The 21,828-nt window shown below is 33.3% G+C and carries 22 protein-coding genes; 1 reads left to right on the forward strand and 21 read right to left on the reverse strand.

Annotated features, from left to right (window positions below; translation table 11 throughout):
- Positions 1 to 3: 3 nt before the first annotated feature.
- The 6 genes from J0N78_RS03965 to J0N78_RS03990 form a co-directional block, all read right to left on the reverse strand.
- Positions 4 to 552: a DUF2815 family protein gene (locus tag J0N78_RS03965; protein WP_209121721.1), complete on the reverse strand. Its 549-nt coding sequence runs from the start codon at positions 550 to 552 to the stop codon at positions 4 to 6.
- 17 nt (positions 553 to 569) lie between these two features.
- Positions 570 to 1,757: a DUF2800 domain-containing protein gene (locus tag J0N78_RS03970; RefSeq protein WP_209121722.1), complete on the reverse strand. Its 1,188-nt coding sequence runs from the start codon at positions 1,755 to 1,757 to the stop codon at positions 570 to 572.
- Positions 1,754 to 2,098 carry an rRNA biogenesis protein rrp5 gene (locus J0N78_RS03975; protein WP_209121723.1) on the reverse strand — a complete coding sequence of 115 codons (345 nt, stop codon included), beginning with the start codon at positions 2,096 to 2,098 and terminating at the stop codon, positions 1,754 to 1,756. Before J0N78_RS03975 ends, J0N78_RS03970 begins: the two co-directional genes overlap by 4 nt.
- The gene (locus J0N78_RS03980; RefSeq protein ID WP_209121724.1) at positions 2,073 to 2,249 is read right to left on the reverse strand and encodes a hypothetical protein; all 177 of its coding nucleotides are present in this window, start codon (positions 2,247 to 2,249) and stop codon (positions 2,073 to 2,075) included. Before J0N78_RS03980 ends, J0N78_RS03975 begins: the two co-directional genes overlap by 26 nt.
- 73 nt (positions 2,250 to 2,322) lie before the next feature.
- Positions 2,323 to 2,760: a sigma-70 family RNA polymerase sigma factor gene (locus J0N78_RS03985; protein ID WP_247747102.1), complete on the reverse strand. Its 438-nt coding sequence runs from the start codon at positions 2,758 to 2,760 to the stop codon at positions 2,323 to 2,325.
- A gap of 348 nt (positions 2,761 to 3,108) precedes the next feature.
- Positions 3,109 to 3,315, reverse strand: a complete 207-nt coding sequence (locus tag J0N78_RS03990; protein ID WP_102348331.1) for a hypothetical protein — start codon at positions 3,313 to 3,315, stop codon at positions 3,109 to 3,111.
- 334 nt (positions 3,316 to 3,649) lie between these two features.
- On the opposite strand from J0N78_RS03990, the gene J0N78_RS03995 reads away from it, so the two are divergent.
- Positions 3,650 to 4,330: a helix-turn-helix domain-containing protein gene (locus J0N78_RS03995; protein WP_209121725.1), complete on the forward strand. Its 681-nt coding sequence runs from the start codon at positions 3,650 to 3,652 to the stop codon at positions 4,328 to 4,330.
- A gap of 58 nt (positions 4,331 to 4,388) precedes the next feature.
- Here J0N78_RS03995 and J0N78_RS04000 read toward each other — a convergent pair whose 3' ends face one another.
- From J0N78_RS04000 to J0N78_RS04070, 15 genes are all read right to left on the reverse strand, one after another.
- Positions 4,389 to 5,417 (reverse strand): GDP-mannose 4,6-dehydratase, encoded by a 1,029-nt coding sequence (locus J0N78_RS04000; protein WP_209121726.1) that lies wholly within the window; start codon positions 5,415 to 5,417, stop codon positions 4,389 to 4,391.
- Complete coding sequence (locus J0N78_RS04005; protein ID WP_209121727.1) at positions 5,398 to 6,768, reverse strand: UDP-glucose dehydrogenase family protein; 1,371 nt, start codon at positions 6,766 to 6,768, stop codon at positions 5,398 to 5,400. The genes J0N78_RS04000 and J0N78_RS04005 overlap by 20 nt, the downstream gene beginning before the upstream one ends.
- Positions 6,769 to 7,027: 259 nt before the next feature.
- Positions 7,028 to 8,323 carry a lipopolysaccharide biosynthesis protein gene (locus tag J0N78_RS04010; protein WP_209121728.1) on the reverse strand — a complete coding sequence of 432 codons (1,296 nt, stop codon included), beginning with the start codon at positions 8,321 to 8,323 and terminating at the stop codon, positions 7,028 to 7,030.
- A gap of 69 nt (positions 8,324 to 8,392) precedes the next feature.
- Positions 8,393 to 9,427 (reverse strand): pseudaminic acid synthase, encoded by a 1,035-nt coding sequence (pseI, locus tag J0N78_RS04015; protein WP_209121729.1) that lies wholly within the window; start codon positions 9,425 to 9,427, stop codon positions 8,393 to 8,395.
- Positions 9,428 to 9,442: 15 nt separating this feature from the next.
- A complete protein-coding gene (pseG, locus tag J0N78_RS04020; RefSeq protein WP_209121730.1) occupies positions 9,443 to 10,894 on the reverse strand; it encodes a UDP-2,4-diacetamido-2,4,6-trideoxy-beta-L-altropyranose hydrolase in 1,452 nt (483 codons plus the stop codon).
- Positions 10,895 to 10,911: 17 nt separating this feature from the next.
- The gene (locus J0N78_RS04025) at positions 10,912 to 11,646 is read right to left on the reverse strand and encodes a cytidylyltransferase domain-containing protein (RefSeq protein WP_209121731.1); all 735 of its coding nucleotides are present in this window, start codon (positions 11,644 to 11,646) and stop codon (positions 10,912 to 10,914) included.
- A gap of 8 nt (positions 11,647 to 11,654) precedes the next feature.
- Positions 11,655 to 12,827: a UDP-4-amino-4,6-dideoxy-N-acetyl-beta-L-altrosamine transaminase gene (gene pseC, locus J0N78_RS04030; protein ID WP_209121732.1), complete on the reverse strand. Its 1,173-nt coding sequence runs from the start codon at positions 12,825 to 12,827 to the stop codon at positions 11,655 to 11,657.
- 45 nt (positions 12,828 to 12,872) lie between these two features.
- Positions 12,873 to 13,841, reverse strand: coding sequence for a UDP-N-acetylglucosamine 4,6-dehydratase (inverting) (pseB, locus tag J0N78_RS04035; protein ID WP_209121733.1), 969 nt, complete (start codon positions 13,839 to 13,841; stop codon positions 12,873 to 12,875).
- Positions 13,842 to 13,947: 106 nt separating this feature from the next.
- A complete protein-coding gene (locus tag J0N78_RS04040) occupies positions 13,948 to 15,372 on the reverse strand; it encodes an O-antigen polymerase (RefSeq protein WP_209121734.1) in 1,425 nt (474 codons plus the stop codon).
- Positions 15,373 to 15,408: 36 nt separating this feature from the next.
- Positions 15,409 to 16,860, reverse strand: coding sequence for a glycosyltransferase family protein (locus J0N78_RS04045; protein ID WP_209121735.1), 1,452 nt, complete (start codon positions 16,858 to 16,860; stop codon positions 15,409 to 15,411).
- Positions 16,857 to 18,071, reverse strand: coding sequence for a glycosyltransferase family 4 protein (locus tag J0N78_RS04050; protein WP_209121736.1), 1,215 nt, complete (start codon positions 18,069 to 18,071; stop codon positions 16,857 to 16,859). The genes J0N78_RS04045 and J0N78_RS04050 overlap by 4 nt, the downstream gene beginning before the upstream one ends.
- Before the next feature lie 157 nt (positions 18,072 to 18,228).
- Positions 18,229 to 19,383, reverse strand: a complete 1,155-nt coding sequence (locus J0N78_RS04055) for a glycosyltransferase (RefSeq protein ID WP_209121737.1) — start codon at positions 19,381 to 19,383, stop codon at positions 18,229 to 18,231.
- A gap of 21 nt (positions 19,384 to 19,404) precedes the next feature.
- The gene (locus J0N78_RS04060; protein ID WP_209121738.1) at positions 19,405 to 20,037 is read right to left on the reverse strand and encodes an acetyltransferase; all 633 of its coding nucleotides are present in this window, start codon (positions 20,035 to 20,037) and stop codon (positions 19,405 to 19,407) included.
- Positions 20,034 to 20,678: a sugar transferase gene (locus tag J0N78_RS04065; RefSeq protein WP_247747103.1), complete on the reverse strand. Its 645-nt coding sequence runs from the start codon at positions 20,676 to 20,678 to the stop codon at positions 20,034 to 20,036. Before J0N78_RS04065 ends, J0N78_RS04060 begins: the two co-directional genes overlap by 4 nt.
- Positions 20,678 to 21,793, reverse strand: a complete 1,116-nt coding sequence (locus J0N78_RS04070; protein WP_209121739.1) for a DegT/DnrJ/EryC1/StrS family aminotransferase — start codon at positions 21,791 to 21,793, stop codon at positions 20,678 to 20,680. Before J0N78_RS04070 ends, J0N78_RS04065 begins: the two co-directional genes overlap by 1 nt.
- Positions 21,794 to 21,828 lie beyond the last annotated feature (35 nt).

The raw sequence follows: 21,828 nt of genomic DNA on the forward strand, positions 1-21,828 counted from the left end.
ACATCAACCTAAGATGTCATCTGCATCGTCGCCACTGTCATCAGCAAAATCATCTTCGGCACTACTACGGCCACCAAGTGGGTCTCCATCATCCGTCTTCATAATGTTTTGAAGTCCAGCGGCAATTCCACGATTTCCATTTACATTAAATCCATAAAAGGTTAAGCTGACTCTTCCATAACAACCTGAATAAAAATCACTTTGTTCCATAATTGGATTTAAATCCGCATCCACAATTCCTGGCTTGATTTTGCTGTTAGCATTAATGAAGTAGCAACCTGCATAAGCCTCATCATCTTCACGATCGACATCACCGTCACGTAATGGTGTTTTCAAGTTGGATGGTACCTTACCACCGAATTTGTCCTTATTTTCTTGAGTAGCTTTTTGAATTGCATCTTTTACTTTCTTGATGGTTTTCTTGTCCGATTTCGGGATAATGATACTTAAGGAATACTTCAAGTCACTTCCATTAACGCTGACTGCTTGATGAACATTCGCATAACTGAATCGTACTGGATTTTCCTTTGTACCAATTGTGATTTTTACCATATCTTATTTCCTCCTCATTATTGAAAATCCGCTTCTGGTGAAGCTTTTATTTCCGGTCGTTTGTCCTCTTCTGGCACGAGCTTGACCTTACCCGGTGCTTTTGTAATGAGCGACCCTAGCAACTCTTGAAATGCTTTTTTACCTAACTCTTTTTCCAGAGTAGTAATCGTATTGATTGATTTCTTATAAATCACATCACTGTTGTATCCTGCAGCAGTAAGTACTTCAATTACTGCATTTTCATCACTATACTTACGGCTGCCTCTACCCTCGACCAGTTTCATCCCTGGCCATTGCTTGTTTTCATTCATCGCCATAGCAAATGCATATTCTTGAACATCTTTTGCCCAACTCAAAAGCTGGTCGATGGAGGTTAACACTTCAACTACTTCATCATCTGTGAGTAACGGCGGTTTCTGAAAATCCATACAAGCAAGTTTCAGATTTTCTTCTGCCCTCGCTCTGCAGGAGGCCTTCACCTTACAAAAACGACAATGCTCACCAGCAATAAAATCTCCTTCACCCTTAAAAGCTAGCTCCGCTCTGGGCTTGACCACTTCTTCTGCCCATTCCAGTAATTCGTCCACCTGCATTTCGTCGGTTGAGATATTGTCTAACCTCGGTTGCACAATGGTCATCAAAATAGAATCGATATCGAAGAGTACACCAAAGTTGTTTATTGCACCCAAAGCGTACAGGCGCATTTGTGGGTTTTCCACTGCAGAAACCTTGACTCCTTTCCCACCCTTTAGGTCAACAATTTCCAAGCGGTTTCCGGAAAAAAGAATCAGATCCCCGGTACCGAAGGCCTCAGGAACCCAGGGACTAAAGTCAACTTTTTGCTCAATAAGGATGAGTGGGTCCTTACTTCTTGCCCTAGCCTCATTCATTTTTTCAGTAACAACATCCACATAGATTTGTACAGCTTGTTCGATTTCTGAGTTATAAAATTTATTTTGTTTCATCTGCTTAAGCTTTTTGTTTAACTGAGCTTTTGTCATCTGTTTTAATTCATAAGACAAATAAAGTTCCGACAGCTCATGCATAAAAGTTCCCTCTCTAGCATAAACACTTGTTTCTTCCTCGTACTGTTCACCGAGTCGAATGCTTGGTGTACAAGCTAACCACTGTCTTGCTTTAGAGGCACCTAAACTAGCATGGGCCCGTTCTGAATGATTCACAGATACAACTCCCGTGTTTTTCATCCAAGTTTCCCCGCTTCTTCTAAAAGCTCTGGATACTTTTCAACTGGGATGTCACTTAATTTCTTTGCTCCAAAACTTGTAATTAGCTCTTTCACTTGCGCCTGTTTTCCATCTTGAGAAAGTGCTGCAAGTTTTGCCCTGACATCTTCCAATGTTGGCAGCTTAGCTTTTTGAGGTTGTGTTGTCTTCTTCGGTTCCTTGTTTTCCTTCGCTTCCTTTTTCTCTACAGAGGCTGCGGAATCCGTTTGATTGCTTTCTAATGCAAACACCAATGTTTCAATACTTCCTGCTAAATTACGCAAGTCGGTCACTACATCAAGAGCGAGTTTTGTTTTGCTCATTTGCTTTTTCTCCTTTCTTTTCATTTTGTTCATCAAGCTGACTCAGTCGATTTGCTAGTCTTTTAGAAACAATGCTGATAGCCGTAAGGACACCAACCATTTCTTCCTGCATATCTTTATTGACAGCTTTTTGCTTTACTTGAGTTGTCATCACATTCACCTCCACTTTTTTAAATATTGCCCTTCACTTATTAGCCAACGGGAGAGGTGATTTGGTAACCAAATTACAAAAAATATTTTTTAAGCTTGTCCAACACCTTTTTATGCCGTTTAACCACAGCTACATGAGAGATGTTTTCTTCCTTTGCTACCTCTCTTACTGTTAAGTCTTTATAGTAGAGAGCCTTAATAAGCTCTTGTTCCTTTTCATTCAGGTCAGCCATCGCTTCTTGTAAAATTAACATTGTTGCTTTATCACAGAGAATATCTTCTATCATTTGGTCATCATCAAAATCAGCTCCTAGTTCAATCAAACGATTGATTGAATCTTCTTTGCTTGGGATAAAATCAACCGTTTCTGCTTCAGGGTCAACAGCAATCCGTCCAACCTTTATATCCTGTTCCAGGTACCTTTGACGTCGGTCCATTCGGTAATACTCTTTGTAAATCTCTCCGCTTACTGCGACCTGCTCTTTGCCGATTTTGATAAAAAACTCGCTCATTCTCTTTTCCTCCCGTGGCACGGCAGGGAGCCGTAGGGGAAAAAGAGACAAAAAAATAAGCCGGACACAGAACACCCAAACTGCATTAATTTGCAGGGCGTACTATGTCCGGCTTATAGGTAGTTCACACCACGACTCCATTGCTCGGTACCGATTATTTTTGATTCAATGTGCATTCACTTGCTAGATGATCATTTCTTCTCAAAACATCAGATCATCCGGCATGGGTAATGCATACGATTCCTCGCTCGGTATTATCGTGGTATGAACTTTTGATAAAAATTAAAAAGGCCCAGGTACATCAGTTTTACTGATTTCCCGGACCTTAAGGTAGAATTAAATTGCAACTCATGGCGAATCGCTATCTCCTTTTCGTCTCGTTATTGGTTTTCCACTAACTTTTTTAAATTCACCTGTTGCGAGTTCAACTTCCCAAACCCGCTTACATCTAGCACACTTCGTTTGTACGGGACCAGCAGCTTCATTCCCTTTATCCAACAGCCTGTAACCACAAGCAGGACATTCAACTCGCATAACCTTAGCTTCTCTTATCATTTGTATTCCTCCCAACTGTATTGAAGCTTTTTATAATTATTTGTTATTTCAATATTAATATTTTACACAAGAACGTATGTTCTGTATAGTAGGAGTACCAATTTTCTGCCTTTCCAAATTATCATTATTCACACCACCCTTTCTGCAATTAACACATGTTTTGTTGCATATTTGGGAAATAAAGATAAATAAAAAAGTTGTATTGTTAACAAATTCCATTATACTTCGACAGAATAATCACGTCAATCCCAATTATGCAACTTGTTTAAAAAGTTGCATAATTTATTACGGCGACTTATAATATTATTGTAGTAAAAATGTGGAGGGCAGTTTTATGAAGAGAAATGAAATGGATAAGACCGATCAAGAAATACTACGAAGGCGCTTAAAGGAAAGACGTCTCTTTTTAAATATGACATATCAAGATTTGGCCGAGAAAACTGGCATCAGCAAATCTTCTATACAACGGTATGAAACGGGAGGAATTAAAAATATTCCATATGATAAGATTTTTGCCTTATCAGAAGCATTAGAGGTAAGACCTGAATATTTTACTGATTTGACTAAAGATTATACTGGAGAATCTGCTTTTGAAGTGAAAGTGATTAAAAAAGAGGATAGATCGCAACATCTAGATCATATTAAAGAATTCGAGGAAAGAGCAATTAGATATATAACCCCAAACTTAATTTCACAGGGATATAATATAGAACGGCACAGTCATGGCTCTGTAGGAGATATTGTTGCAACTAAGGGGAAGGAAATATGGCATATTGATTTCCTTTATACGAGAGATGTAAGTAAGTATCCAACTGGAATGGGGATGGGAAGGCAACAGCTTCTACTAAGGTTTGGTAGGCTGGCTGTATATAATAAACCGATTACAAAATACTCGATAGTTATGGATAGACGTATATTAGCAGAGCAATTCATTCAATTTAAACCTATACATTTAGACATTGAGGCTAGTATTATTATTTTACGAGGAACCGATTATGAAGAATTGCATTTCTAGAAAAAGTTAACAACACAAATAAGCCCGCCAAGCCATTAGGCCCAACGGGTAATTGTATTTAGTCCTTCCAATTATAATAGTCTACATACCAATCAGCAAATTTTTGCAGACCTTCTTCAATCGAAGTTTCCGGTTTAAAACCCACTGCTTTCTGCAATTGATCTGTTGAAGCATAAGTAGCCGGTACGTCACCTGGTTTAATAGGTTCAAAAATCTTTTCAAATTGTACCTCTTTGCCTAAAGCTTTACTTAAAGCCTTTTCTAATGTTTCAATAAACACCATCAGTTTCTCAGGACTATTATTTCCAATGTTGAAGACTTTATGTTGGACTTCACCTTCTGGTGGATTACTTAATAATCGTTCAATTCCTTCAACGATGTCATCAATATAAGTAAAGTCTCGATAAAGGTCATCTTTAAAATCGCCATTATTGAAGATTTTAATTGGCTCACCAGCAAAATACTTATTTGCAAATCCAAAATAGGCCATATCTGGTCGACCTATTGGCCCGTAAACAGTAAAGAACCGAAGCCCTGTAGCTGGAATCTTATAGAGGTGGCTATACGTATGTGCCATTAATTCATTGGATTTTTTTGTAGATGCATAAAGTGATACTGGATTATCTACAAAGTCGGTTTCTTCAAATGGAACTTTTTTATTGGCACCATAAACAGAACTAGAAGATGCATATACAAGGTGGTCCACTGGATTATATCTACACGCCTCAAGGATATTATAAAAGCCAATGATGTTACTTTGAATATAGACATCCGGATTCTCTATTGAATACCTTACTCCTGCTTGAGCAGCTAGGTTTACTACAACTTTAGGCTTGTACTCTTCAAAAGTTTTCATTACCAAATCCTTGTCTGATATGTCACCTTTAACAAAAGTAAACTTCTCATAGGGTTCCAAATTTCCTAAACGAGTATGTTTTAGATTTACATCATAGTAGTCATTGACGTTATCTATTCCAATCACCTGGCAGCCCTGTTCTAGTAGTTTTTTAGATAAGTAGTATCCGATAAAACCAGCTGCTCCAGTAATTAAATATGTTTTACTAAGATCAAGAGTTTTGTAATTCAAGATTCTTCGACTCCTTAACAGCTACCCCAATTGCAGGTCTTCTTCCGATTGAGTGATACTCTACTCCTGCTTCTTGCATATCCTCAATATCATAAATATTTCTACCATCATATACTAATGGTGTTCTCATTAAATTCTTATAAGCTTCAGGCGTTATCGCTTTTATTTCTCCCCATTCGGTAAAGATAAAGCAGACATTCGCTCCTTCTAAAGCATGATCGATATTTGAAACATATGTGATGCTACCTTTACCATTTTTACCTTCTGGATGAGCCTTTGCAAAGTTTTCTGCTCCCACAGGATCATAAGCAAATATATCTGCACCTTGTTCTAATAATAAAGGCACATTCTCAAGAGATGCTGCCTCTCTTAAATCGTCCGTTCCAGGTTTAAAAGTTAACCCTAACACCGCAACCTTAAGCCCGTTAAATGTAATGAGTCTTTTACTAGCTTTCTTATAAAGCATCGTTTTTTGTTCTTTGTTTACATCAATAGCCGCTTTAACAGTTTTGAGTTCATAACCGTTCTGTTTAGCAATATACTCAAGCGCCTTTGTATCCTTAGGGAAGCATGATCCACCAAAGCCAATCCCTGCATTCAAGAACTTATTTCCAATACGCTCATCAAAACTCATTCCCTTAGCTACATCCTGAATATCCGCTCCAACCAATTCACAAAGATTTGCTATGTCATTCATATAAGAGATTTTTAATGCAAGGAAGTCATTGGATGCATATTTTATCATTTCTGCCGATCTTCTATTTACTGAAACAATCGGTAAATGAAACGGTTCATAAATTTTCGTTAATAATTCCTCAGCCCACTTACTTTCTGTCCCAATAATGATTCTCTCAGCATGAAGAGTATCATTAACGGCAGATCCTTGCGCTAAGAATTCTGGGTTTGATGCCACTTCTACTTTCACATCTTCGATTAAAAAATCCTGAATAAACTGTTCCACTTTATCATTCGTTCCTACTGGAACTGTCGATTTAACTACTACTAGACAATCTTTTTCTACCGATTCAGCAATTTGTCTAGCAACTGTAGCAATGTATGATAAATTTGCAGAACCATCAGGTTGCTCAGGTGTCCCAACACCAATAAAAATTGCATCAGCATCTTTGTAGGCTGATTTGAAGTCAGTTGTATACTCAATTCTTCCATCAGAATAATTTTTTTGCATTAACTCTTCTAATCCTGTTTCATAAATTGGAGAGACTCCCGACCTCATTAATTCAACTTTTTTTTCATCTATATCAACACAGGTTACTTGATGGCCTACTTCAGCAAAACAGACGCCTGCTACTAAGCCTACGTAACCTGTTCCTGCTACTGCTATTTTAGTCATTATATTACCTTCCCTTTTATTATCTAATTTTCCCACTCATAATATGCTCGTTTATAATATTTATTAAGAAACTTATAGCTGGTTTAATTTAAATGCTATGATGGGCATCAATGGTTTAAATAAATTTTTATAATTTTTCAGGTTGAAAGCAAAAAATTGTTGAGTTGAAAAATTTCATTAAAATGGACATTTACATTATACAGCAGTAGGTGAAATTTAGGTTTAATTAGGATTGGTAATACCCATTCTAACTGATATTTTACTTCTTAGCTTCTGTTATAATTTGGTTCTCAATAATTTTTAGGGATAAGAAATAAGTTACTCCATATATAAAAAACATAATAAATGCATATCCCATAACTGCTAAATAAGAACTTAATTCAAATATATGAGCAAATCCAAACACCACACATATTAATATCACTCTAACAAGAGTAATTATTAATAGTTCTTTTTGTTTACCATATATGTCGTAAACTCTACTAATTGGTTGAAAGATTATTTGTGCGAGTGCCCATATCGCTAAAATCCTTGCATATATTCCAGCTTCAAACCACTCATTACCAAATACCGTCTTAAAAATAACAGGTGAAAATACAACAAACATTATTGTTGGCAATAACCCGATCAGTAATAATTTACTAAACATTTTAATTGATAATTTTTTTAAATCACTTGGGCTTTTTTTCCCAATAGCCGCTGCTTCTCCATAAAATACATCTCCAATCGAACTTCCAATAAGTGCTGTAGGTATTGTAATAATACTTTTAGCCAAACCATAATATCCGACTATCTGTGCCCCAAACAAAGCAGCGATAAAAAATACAGGAATTTGATCACCAGCTTTACTCAAAAACGCACTAGGAAGAGAATAAGTTGGGAACTTGCGGAGTTTCTTAGCACTCTCAAAAACTTCTTTTGAGTTGATATATTTTAGTAAACGTCTTTTGTCTTTTCTTAGTACAGGTTTAGATAACGTAACAATACCAACACTTTCTCCAAATACTTTTCCTAATAGTAAACCAAGGGGCCCCCATCCTAAAAGACCTAAAATTATTGTTAGGATATTTGACCCAACACTCCGACTTATTTTAGTCTTAGCAATCGACTTGAAGTCCTTTATCCTGATATTCCACATCATAAAAAGTTGATAAAGACCTAGTAAAAAAAAACCTAATGGTATTAATATTTTATATTGATTTAAACCTTGTGCAGAAAAATTCATAAAAACCTGCTCATTACTTAACATTACAATAATAAAAGTAAAAATACTAAAAACTAAAAGTATAATAAAGCTAAGACCTAATACATTAATTGCTTTCTTCTCATCTTCTGCAATGGGTATTCCTAATTCATATCTTAAAGATTGTGAGCCAGTAAATAAAACTAATAGTGCTGTATACACAGTTAATATTCCGTACTCTTCAGGAGAAAATATCCTAGTTATGATAGGTATTGCCAATACAGATAACGCTTGTGCAATAGCTGTGCCTCCTGCTAGCATTAAAATATTTCTAAGAAAACTTCCTTTAAATATTTTTTTTATGTTTACCATTTATTATTCTCACCAACTAGCACCCTACTACTTTAGTATTATTTAGAATTTGTTTAAAAAAATAATAACTCATTCTATCAATTCCCAATTTAATGGTATACCTTTTTCTATATCCTTTTTGGAAATTTTCCCTAAAATACTATCATAAAATTTAGGTGCTAACCCATAGCCAGGGCGTATTGAACGAATATTTTTCTCAGTAAATTCTTCTCCAGCTTTAACATCTTTCACAACAAACAAAGACCTAGAAAATGCTCTGCTATTCTTCTTTTTGTCAGTCAAATCGTAGTCTACTTTTCCAAGTGCTTTTTCAGCATTCCGAACTGCTATTACCATTTCTTTGAATTCTTCTCTATTCAAAGAAAAACTCGCATCTGGACCTCCAATGCTTTTGTCTAATATAAAGTGCTTTTCAATCACTTTTGCTCCTAGGGCAACGGAAACAATAGGTACTGTCACTCCTAAAGTATGATCTGATAACCCCACTTCAACATTAAACGTTTCTCTCAAATTTTTCATTGTTAATAAATTGGCATCTTCAATCTTTGCTGGGTATGCAGATGTACATTTTAGTAAAATAATTTGTTCATTACCAGCTCTTTTGCATGCTTGTACAGCCTCATCAATTTCGCCTAAAGTTGCAATACCGGTTGAAATAATTATTGGTTTCCTCTTTGAAGCAACATACTCTATTAATGGGATATCTGTTATTTCGAACGATGCTATCTTATAGGCAGGGACATTTAGACTTTCTAATAAATCAACTGCCGTTTTATCAAACGGACTTGAGAAGCAAATTAAACCCAGTTCTTTGGCATAATCCATTAATTCTCCATGCCATTCCCATGGGGTATAAGCTTCCCGATATAAATCATATAAGGTTCTTCCATCCCAAATTGTACCTTGGTTAACTTGAAAGTACTCATTATTACAATCAATCGTTATAGTATCTGCTGTATACGTCTGCAATTTAATAGCATCTGCTCCAGCTTCTTTTGCGGCTTTAATTGTTTCTTTTGCAATATTAATATCATGCCCATGGTTAGCTGACATTTCTGCAATTACGAATACTTTTTTATTAATGTCAAAATTGTCTATAAGCATTTATATATACCACCTCTATTTAAATGAGTAAAGATACTTCAATAAATTGTTATTACTTTCATGGAGTATAAAGCCTACCTTTTCAAACAACTTTTTGGAGGGAATATTATCGTTTGAGACATATGCAATAATATTCTTCAATTCCTTTCTTTCCTCGTGAATTAACTCTATACTCTTAATTAATAACTCTTTACTTAAACCTTTTCCTGCAATTGATTTACCAAAGCTAATACTAACGATTGCAGATTTATCCTCTATTTTATATCTCAATTGCCCTAAGAATTCATCTGTATAATCCGTTACAACATAAAAAACATGCTTATCAGATTTAATGATGTTTTGGAACCAAACCTTATGATCTTGCCAATCAATTTTTGTAGCATTTATTGAGTACTTTCTTACATAATCTTCGTTAGATAATTGAAACACATCAAAGATATCTTCATCTTTCACTTTTCTTAGAAAGTATTCCTTTTCCATAGTCTCTCCTGATAATAGAGTGTCAATAATTCGTTTACTGCCTAGCCCATCAATTACTCCCTTGTATTTTTCTACCAATTCTAAACGGGTATTAAATTGCATCATATTTTCGTATTCAATAATTAACTTTTCAATAAAGAAATTATCATTGTATTCAAGAGCTGTCTTAATCAAATTAAGTTCTTCTAAAGTCAAAATATTATGATGCTGATTGTCAATTACCTTTATTGGAATAAAAGGTGTTTGTGTAGCTAACAATTCATAAATTGTCTGTCCTGCTGCAGTTATAGCAAAATCGGATTTAAGCATAATAGATTTCATTTCTTCAGCCGTGGCATTCTCATATAGATTGATATTCTTGGAGCTAAAACTCTTTATTTCTTCAATATTTCTAAATGCTTTTCCTATTACTACATTAAAAATAACTTCTGAGTTATTTTTCTGAAGCTGTTTTAGAATTTTCAGGGTTAAATTGTGTATGTCAGATCCACCTAATGTTATTAGCACTTCTTTCACATGCGATTTAATATATTCTCTTTTAACTTGTATAAAAGGGATTCTAAGAATAATATATTTTGTTCCAAGTAAATAGCAGTTAGTATCATTTATAGGATACTTAACTGCTTCGGTACTAAGGGATGGGTTAACTACAATACTATCTGGATATTCCATCCTTCCATTGTCATCAATAAATAGAGATTTTCTGCCACATTCTGAAATAATTCGATAAAATTCTTTACTAGCCAAGTAAGAATCTACAATGCAATAGTCGCTCTGTTTAATATAGTTTGTTAAATATTCTTTTGATAACCAATTAACAACCTTGTATTGCTTATTTTCTATTATGTCAAATTGACCAGATTCACTATTAATAATGAATTCAACTTCAATCCCTCTAGCCAACAATTCGTCATATAAAGAGCTACACCTAGAGATATGCCCTAAACCTATTTGATTACCACCTTCTGTAAAGATCAACGCCCTCATATTTCTTCATCCTTAATTTATCTGACTTTCTTTTGTTCAATATGTGCATTGATAGTAAAAAGTTTCGGTTCTTGTTTAAATATATTGATTATATCTTGAAGATAAAAATCATGTCTCCCTTTATATAATCTATTATAAATCTCAATTATTAATTCAAAATCCTCTTTTGTATCTAAAGTCCACCGATACATAGAATAATTAACATCATTCTTGAAGTAGTATATTTTATTACTGTTTTCATAAATGAAAGGAGTGACATGCTCTCTATGATACTTTTCTCTTCCATTATTAAATGCATCTTCTAATACTTCAAAAGAAAATACTTCTGTATCTAATCCTCTAGGAAACGTTCTTTGACTTAGATCTGATCCAGCATTTGTTACGACGTCATATTTTCCGTCTAAATAGAAATTAACAATGTCATCTATTATATTTGCATCAATTACAGGACAATCAGAAGTAATTCTTACAATAATATCAATACTGTTTTCTTTTGCTGCTTCATAGTAACGACTAAGAACGTCTTCTTCACTTCCCCTATATACCTTAGCACCACATTTAATTGCTTCATTTTCAATAACTTTATCTCTTTCTTGTACTGTTGTCGCAATAATAATCTCATCTATTATATTAGATTGATTAACTCTTTCTATCACATGCGATAGTACAGTTCTACCCTTTATATCTTTCATTATTTTTCCTGAAAGTCTTGTTGAACCCATTCTAGCTTGTATAATAGCTGCAATTTTCATGTAATTGCCTACTTTCGATAATTATTTATTACTTTATTTACAGCTGCTATTACATCCATTGCATCTTCTTCTGTCATTGCAGGGAAAAGAGGTAATGTGATGATTTCTTCATACAAATCTTCTGCTTTTGGGCAAATACCTCGTTGATAACCTAATTGTGAATAGTATGGCAGAGTATGGACAGGGATATAATGCACGTTAACACCTATATTTTCATTAACTAAAGCTTCAAATACTTCTTTTCTACTCACCGACAACTTATCTAAATCTAAACGTATAATGTATAAATGCCAGCTCGATATGCCATTTTGATCTTGATATGGAGTTTGAATTGCATCTATCTCTTTAAAAGCCTCATTGTATATCGATACATACTTTTTTCTTAGATCAACAAATTTATCAATCTTCTTCAGTTGACTAGTACCCAAAGCAGCTTGAATATCTGTCATTCGGTAATTAAATCCTAAGAACTGCATTTCATAATACCAAGGACCATGATTTTCAATCAACTTATCTGGTTCTCGGGTTATTCCATGGGATCTAAATTGTAATAGCTTTTGATAATACTCTTCATTATTAGTCGTTATAATTCCGCCTTCACCTGAAGTAATATGTTTCACAGGATGAAAACTAAACATTGTCATTTCACTTAATGAGCCTATTTTTTCACCTTTATATGTTGCACCGAGAGCATGTGCAGCATCTTCGATTACCACCAGATTATGACTTTTAGCAAGTTGGTGAATTTCATCTAAAGAAACTGGTTGTCCTGTGAAGTGTACAGGAATAATTGCTTTGGTGTTATCGTTAATTAACTCCTCAACTTTTCTGGGGTCAATATTATAAGTTTGGGGATCTATATCGGCAAAAACTGGATTCCCACCTTGATAAAGGACACAATTAGAACTCGCAGCAAACGTCATGGGTGTTGTAATAACTTCATCTCCTTCACCAATACCCGCTGCAAAGCAAGCACCGTGAAGTGCAGCTGTTCCATTTGAGAATGCAACAGCATACTTAGCTCCAACGTATGAAGCAACAGCTTTCTCAAACTCACCCACCGCTGGCCCAGTTGTTAAATAGTCACCTTTTAATACATTTATCACAGATTGAATATCTTCTTCATCAATCCATTGTCGTCCATATGGTAAGTAACTGTCTCTGATTGTTTTAGTACCCATATTTAATAAACTTCCTTTCGATATTTAAATAGAGGAAAATAGTGATTACTCTTTAACTAATTCTCTTAGTTCATCAACAGTTAACCAGTGGTCATTTACATCGCTTATATAGGTGAAACCTTCAGGTAATGGTTTACCACCATTTGAATATTCTTCTCTCCACCATGGAAATTCTGGTTGGATAACATAGTAACTATCATATTCTAAAGTTTGGCGAGCATCATCTTCATTAATCATTGCTTCATGCAATTTTTCCCCAGGGCGAATTCCAACTATTTTTATTTCACATTCTGGTGCAATTGCTTCAGCCAAGTCTACAACCTTCATACTAGGAATCTTTGGTATGAAGATTTCTCCACCCTTCATTCTCTCTAGATTGTCAATAACAAACTGTACACCTTGGTCTAAAGTAATCCAAAAACGTGTCATACGTTCATCAGTAATCGGAAGCTGAATCTCTCCTTGAGCTTTAAGTTTTTTAAAGAATGGTACTACACTTCCGCGACTTCCAACTACATTACCATAACGCACAACTGCAAATCTGGTTTCTTTATTCCCTGCATACGAGTTACCAGCAACAAATAATTTATCAGAAGCTAATTTAGTTGCTCCATATAAGTTAATTGGACTTGCTGCTTTATCTGTGCTTAAAGCTATTACTTTTTCAACACCGCGATCAATAGCAGCTTCTATAATATTTTGAGCACCATGAATATTTGTTTTAACTGCTTCAAATGGATTATACTCACAAGCACCTACATGCTTTAATGCAGCAGCATGAATGACAATATCTACCCCATCAAAAGCCCTATATAAACGCTCTTTGTCACGAACATCTCCAATAAAAAAGCGGATTCTAGGATCAGTGAACTCCTGAGCCATTTCATATTGCTTTAATTCATCACGGCTAAATACAATAACTTTTTTAACATCTTGTTCTAATACCTTAGAAATAAATTTTTTACCAAATGAACCTGTTCCACCAGTTACTAAAATTGTTTTATTATTTATCATAATAATCCTCCATATAATATTTAAGATTTATATCATCAAAGTTGGTATAAAATAACTTTTTGAAAATATTTATTACATTAATTTATACTAAATTTTTTTCTGAGATTTACTTTTTAATTGATATCGCTTTTTTATTAATTTTTGAACAAAAAAACCAAATTATAATGATCGCTGGTAATTGGGTTAAAACTTTAATTTGAATTTCAGTAGATAACGGATTAGTTACATATAAGCACAGCATTGAATATACTACTATATTGCCCTCAGGGATCTTTATTTTCCTATTTTTATAAAAACCAACTAGTTTTTCATAAAAAAACCTGACTGTTAGTCCACTTATAGCTGCAAATATAATGACCCCAATCCATTTGAAATTCAAATATCCATAGCCAAAAATTCCTGGCGGTAAGCCGTATCCTTGACCTCCACCTAGAACAAGCTCACCTACAATAGCTGATTCTGCTATTATAGGTTTATTCTCATAAATCCCCCTTGGTATTGGGGCCAAAAAGAGATTAATTAAAGGCCTACCTAAAAGTAACTTACTTTCATCTGCATCAACAACGTAAATAGAAGCAGCAGTAATATCATCATGCCTCACATCTTCAATAACATTTACAACTCTAGTGAAAAAAGGTTCGCTTTCTGCACTAACTTCGCCTAACAATCTAAATTCACCGTATATTTGGTAAAATATCACTAATATCAAACCTATTAATGTAAGTTTCTTCAAATTTACCTTTTTATAATAATAGTTGTAAAATACCAAAAGTGGGAGCAAGGTTGAAAAAATGATATAGCCTCTATCACCTAATATAACTCCCAGAAATATCTGGAAAAAAACCATAAATATTGCTATTTTCTTTTTTCTTTTTATTAATAAAAGAAGTGCTGCTACTGTCCCATATTTAAGAAGGACTATAAAATATGCTAAGCCTGAATACAAATCTACTCTACGAGCAATATTATTAAACATATAGCTGATTGACCCAACATTCAATATTATGAAAATAAATGCTACTAACATAATTAATATAAATAGAATTGATACAGTATAGCTATTTTTTTTTATATAAAACTTTGTTGGGGTTAAAGACTTATTATCATTTGTTTTATAAAAACTAAAAAAATACATTACCAGCAAACCTAAACAATTAATGGCTACAGTTTTTATATAAAGTTCTTGAACTGTATTTTCATCTAGATACCATAAATAATAATTTTCTAGTGGAATAATTCCACTTCCTGAAAAAATAATTGAAATTGCTTGAATTGCAATAAATGGCATATTCAAGCATAAGGGGTGAGTCCAATTAAAACCCGTCAAAAATATAGGCATTATAGCAATAACAAAAAAAATCCAACCTGATATAGTTAATACAGTAATTTCTCCACCAATCAAAGGGAAAAAAAGAATAATCATACCTACAAATACATTTATAAGTATAAATGTTAAATGGGATTTCTTAACTTCCCAGTGGTAATTCGAGACTAAATGATTTTGATAATGTCCCTGAATTCTCCCCTGCATAAGTACCTATCCTTTCTGTGTTTTCAAAGACATATATCATACTTTCTGTGCTTTAGTTCTATACATCTCATCGACTTCTTCTGGTAAATCTATATAGATACCTTCCTGTTCCTGCCTTAATGAATAGTTACCAGCTTTAATGACTTGAATTTCTTCTTCAGATAATAAATTCTTTATCCATTCCTTAGATTCTATTAATTTTTTTTCTGATATAAATTCATCACTGTTCTTATATTCATCCCATCTATTAGCAGCAAAGTTTGATACAGGATTATCTAACTTTAACTTCTCTTTAGTAAAGTATCCCATTTTAATTAAGGAATTTTTTATGAAAGGAATAACACAATAAAGATCGCCTTTTATTTTATCAAAAAAATTATAACGCAACTTATTTACTTGTGCATTTTCAGCAATTTCAATTAACGCTATTGCAGAACGCAAGAGTGAATTTCCATACGGTTTGTACATTATATTTGATAGATTCTCATAATCTATTTTCTTGTTCTTAAATTGTTTATCCTCACATAAGCTTTTTAAAATGGTGTTGAACTCTTTTTCACTAATCCAGTTAAAAAGTTTATAATGTACTTGTTCCATTTCTAGAGGACGTTTTATCAAGTCTAAATTAAAATATGGTTTTTTGGATAAAATAACTTCAAAAACAGAAGTAGAGGTAAAAGAAAAAACTACACTTGAACTTAATAGATCTTTACTAAATTCGTTTTCACCTGTTATATATATATTAGAAATAGGATTTAATTCTTGGTATGGTTCCGAGGGTTCCCCAGGGTGTTTTCTTACCAAAAAGTCAATATCCGGAAAATTCATGGCAGCTTTTTTAGTCCAATTAACACAATTCTGTCTAGCTGTCTGATAAAGTTTATGAGCTTGATATTTAAAGTTCACTTTGTATTTTTTTTGGAAGTCGTTCCAATCTTGGTCGTTCAAATCTCCTAAACGAAAATCCGAAACAATCAAAACTTTTGTACGATTGCTATTGTCTATATAAGATTTATCAGATTGTAACCTTTTAACTAAATCCAACTTTGGGTTTCCAGTAATAAAAATGTTTTCAGGTTTAACTTTACTATGAGCAACTAATTTTTCGGCAAAATCTCTTCCCCAAACCAAATGTGCCGAAATATGACGATTATAGGCTTTATATTTCGCTGTGTTTAATTTTTCTCTGTAAAACTCATTCGAGAAGATTTGTTCTGAGTGATTTACCACTAAATGTGATTTTGTTCTTGTTGCCCTAGATAAAATTGATGGTGTTCTACTAACATTGTAGCTTGGTGTAAATGTCACATCTACATTATCTATTGTTCTTTCGAAAAAATCATATCTATTTTCTCTAACTGAAAAATCTTGGTGCTCTATTTTTATGTTACACTGTCTTCCCTCAAAACTTAACTCAGCTAAATGAGCCATATAAGAATATATATTAAGTTCTCTTGTAACATGATCTACTAATAAATTTATTTTCATGGACTAGACACACCGTCCTCGTATTCCTTTAAATTAATTTTTTCTACATTTTCTTTAAAATTCATATAATAATCCGCTCTTCTTTTATCTAATACATCTTTAGAATAATTGTTAGCAAAATGGAAGTTTCTTTCAGATTGTTGAAGTTTTATTTTTTTGGAAGCAATTAATTGTTCAATCTTATTAGCTAAGTCAATGCTATCACCTTTTTTATGAATGAATTCTTCATCTAACAATTCTGGGATTCCTGCTGTATTAGAGCCCACCGCAGGACACCCTCTCGACATTGCTTCAATCAATGCTCTTGGTAATCCCTCCTGCTTGCTAGGTTGAATATATATATTAATCTCATCTAGCCATTCTAACACTGCTTTCCCACTAGGTAGCGTACCAACGAAAAAGACTTTATCCTCAACACCTAATTCTCGGGCGTATTTCTCCCATACTACCTTGTCGCCAGAGCCTAATATGTGTAACTCAATATTTTTATATGTTTCAGATAAATTTTTTATAGCCTCCATAGCAAGGTCAAATCCTTTAAATCTACTACCCAAAGAACCAATCATCCCAATTTTAATTACTTTATTTTTATTAAATCTTTGGTTATTTATTTGTCGGCTTTCTAGAACTTCATTTTGGGGGCGAATAATTTCTACATTTGAACAATTTATAGTAACTCCTCTTGTTGGATATCTTTCTTGTAGAAACGTATCTGTTACGTAAAGAACAAATGGTGCTTTTTTAACAATTTTCTTCATTTTCATGAATTCATAAGGTGCTAAGATTTTCCCTTCTATATTCCCATAGTTCCACAATGAATCCCAAGGACATCCTACTACTTCCACTGCATAAGGAATATTATTTTTTACTGCAGCATTTACTGCTATATAACCTATTGAACTTGGTAATCTTGCTATTACACAATCAACTTTATTTACTTCTTCCTCAATTTTTTTTTTTGCTTCTAATATTCTATAAAAGGTTTTTAAAGTCTTAAAATTTTCAATATTAATAAATTCTACTCTTTCAGTACTCGCAGGCGTAAAATTTTCTGATTTACTACTAACCTGTTTTTGCCTAGATACAAAGTTAACCGTTTCAAATACACTTGTGTATCTCTTTAATACATCACTAGGAAAAGCTCCATATCCATCAAAATAGATATTATCATATTTCAAAAATATGTTATCATGTGCAAATAATAGTTTCATATATTTCCTCCTAGTTTAGCTTATTTTGACTTCATCATTTCGTATAAATTATTAAATTAAACATGGCACCTAAAATATATCTCATTTATAATAGTTGAGTTTTATCATTAAAGTACCTTATAAATCTAATTTTATTTTACTTTGTTAAAAACAATACTTAAATAGTTTTTGAATTTAAAAGTTTCTTTCTATCCTCTTGAATGTATTTAAATAGTGTCCTCTGATCAAATTTTTCAACGACAAAATTTCTCGCATTCATACTCATTAAGCTATATAATTCTTTATTATTTAGTAGTTTCTCTATTGATTCACTTAAATCTTGCCAATCTGCTTTTTTCACAATCAATCCCGTTCCGTTATTTTCCATAGCGTCTTTAGGGCCAGGTATATCAGTAACAATCACTGGAACACCCATTGCTTCAGCTTCAATTACTACACTGCCAAAACCTTCCCGATAACTAGGTAATACAAAAACATCAATTGCTGACAAATACTTTTCTACCTCACTTGTTCTACCACAATAAACAACTCTTTCTTCTTTCTTTGACCATTGAAACAACTCTTCATTAAGGGATTCTGTATTTTCATTATCACCTATTAACATTAGGACTATATTTTTTTCCTTTGCAAAAATACTTCTACAAGCAAAAAACAACTCATTAATACCTTTATCCCGAGTAATTCTTCCAACAAACCCTATTACAAAAACATTATTTGAAATTCCATATTTATTTCTTATTTCTTCTCTCCATTTACTTTTATGTTCAATATTAAATTTTTGAAGGTTTACACCACTTGCACTGCCATTCCATACAACTGAACTTTTTTCTTTTGTATATAAACCTTCTAAATGACTAAATCTTAAATTTCCAAAACTATCAGGTTCAATCCATGTTGATAGAGAACAAACCATCTTCTCTATCTCTTTAAATAATCTTTTCTTAATTCCAGAAAAACCTACATAAACCAATCCCCATTGGCAATACAGTCGTACAGGTATTCCAGCCAATTTTGCAGCGATACTAGCATAACATGAAGCATTTGGAGTAGAATATTGCACTAAATCATACTTCTCTTTTTTAAAGATTACATATAGTCTTAATATAGAACTAATAGCAGATAAACTTATACCACGTTTCATTGAAACCGGAATATATTTAATATAGTCAGGAAGTGTTTTTTCAAAACTTTCATCATAATCACATATTAAAGTAATATCATAATTACCATTTTCATGGAGATATTTAGCCGCATCAACAACAAATGCCTTAAGTGTCATTGAAACTGTTGTAACAATACAAATCTTTTTCAACCTAATGCCCCCATACTGATATTAATTTCTTCTTGAATGAATATTAATCGCAGGTACTCCAACATATGTCCCAGAACTAGTTATATTATTGATAACTACAGCACCCGCACCAATAATGGAACAGTTATTAATAGTTATATTATTAATTACTGCACTTCCAACTCCTAGCCATGAGTGCTTTCCTATGATTACATTCCCGGCCAAATGCACTCCAGGAGATAAATGTACGTAATCTTCAATAATGTTATCATGATCAATGGTAACACCAGTGTTAATTATGCACCCTTTGCCGATGTGGGTACAACAGTTAATAATTGCACCAGGCATTACTACTGTTCCTGAACATATTTCAACTTGTTGACCAATTATTGAATCAGGATGAATTAAAGTAGCTATGCTTGCCCCTTTTGATTCAAGGTCCTCATAAACTTTTTTTCGTATAGAATTGTTTCCAATAGCAACAAATAAATCACAATCATTTATAAATTTAAAAGCATCTGCAGATTTGCCAATAATCTCTATACCCAAAGAAGTCTTAATATTTGAATTATCATCTAAAAAAGCAATGGTACTCCATTTATTCATTTTTGTAGCAATGTCTGCTGCAACTTTTCCATGGCCACTCGCACCAATTATTATTAATTTATTTCTCATATCTTTAGTTTTTCCTTTTCATTCCCTTTAAAAGGTTCCATCGTTGCAGAAGTTTCAGAGTTAATTCCTTCCCTTACAAGTACCTTTTTAATTGTTAAAAAAATAATAGAGAAATCCCTTAAAAAAGTTACATTATCTACATAATCTATATCAAGATTAAATCTCTCTTCCCAACTTATTCCATTTCTTCCGTTTACCTGTGCGAGCCCCGATAGTCCTGGTCTTACTTCATGGCGTCGTTTTTGATGACCATCATATAGAGATAAATACTGTACTAACAAAGGTCTTGGTCCTATGATAGACATATCTCCTTTCAATATATTAAATAATTCAGGAAGTTCATCTAAGGATGTAGAACGTAAAAACCTTCCGAATTTTGTAAGCCGTTTACTATCAGGAAGTAATTCACCTTTTTCGTTTCTTTCATCAGTCATAGTTCTAAATTTATACATTTTAAAGATTTTTTCATTTAATCCGGGCCTTTCTTGTGTAAAGAAGACTGGACTTCCTAGTTTAAGTCTTATTAGAGAAGCAACTACTAAAAGAACTGGACTTAAAGCAATAATAGCAATTAAAGAAAGAATAAAATCCAAAGGTCTTTTTATAAGTCTTTTATATATATTGTTTTTATAAAGTTTCATTACTTTAACCACAATCCTTTTATGATATCTGTGACTCTTTCCAAATCTTCATCAGTCATTTTAGTATCAGATGGTAAGCATAAACCACTTGCAAATAACTTTTCTGATACGTCTGTACCAATAAAATCATACTTCTCGAACAAAGGCTGTAGATGCATCGGTTTCCATATTGGCCTTGCCTCTATATTCTCCCTTTCCAAAGCTTCCATAACATCTATTGGTTTTATATTGCCACTTAAAGTCATTGAACTTAGCCAATAATTTGGTTGATCCCAATCATTGCTAGGCATAAATTTAACACCATCGAGGTTACTAAGTTTTCGCTTATAATATTGGAAAATATATTGCTTCTTTTTAACTCTTTGGTCTAAAATTTTAAGTTGGCCTCTACCAATACCCGCTAATACATTACTCATTCGATAATTAAAGCCTAATTCGCTATGTTGGTAGTGTCTAGCTTGGTCCCTTGCTTGAGTAGCCCAAAACTTCACTTTTTCTACTCTTTCTGTATTATCTGAAACTAACATTCCTCCACCAGATGTTGTAATTATTTTGTTCCCATTAAAAGAGAAGATACCATAATCACCAAAAGTACCAGTGTGCTTACCTTTATAATAAGTACCTAAACTCTCAGCAGCATCCTCAATTAACACTACATTATTTTTTTTGCAAAGTGCTAGAATTTTATCCATATCTGCAGAAATCCCATAAAGATGAACTACAATTACTGCTTTAACATCAGGATACCTTTCAAAAGCTTGTTCAAGAGCTTTAGGACACATGTTCCATGTACCATACTCACTATCTATAAAAACAGGAATTGCATTTTGATAGATTATTGGATTTGCAGTTGCAGTGAAGGTTAATGTTGGACAAAAAACTATATCTCCTTCGCCAACACCAGCAGCCTTTAAAGCCAAGTGAATAGCTCCAGTACCTGAAGAAAGTGCAGCTGCGGCTTTGGAACCCACCTTAATTGCTAGTTCTTTTTCAAATTCATTTACATTTTCGCCAAGAGGGGCAATCCAGTTTGTATCAAATGCATTATTAACGTACTCTAATTCATAGCCTTCATCACTCATATGAGGTGAAGAAAGAAATATTCTATCTCCCATTGTTCAAAAACTTCCTTCCTCTATCAAAATCATTA

The organism is Alkalihalobacillus sp. BA299 (genome assembly GCF_017745675.1).
GTDB lineage: Bacteria > Bacillota > Bacilli > Bacillales > Bacillaceae_F > Alkalihalobacterium.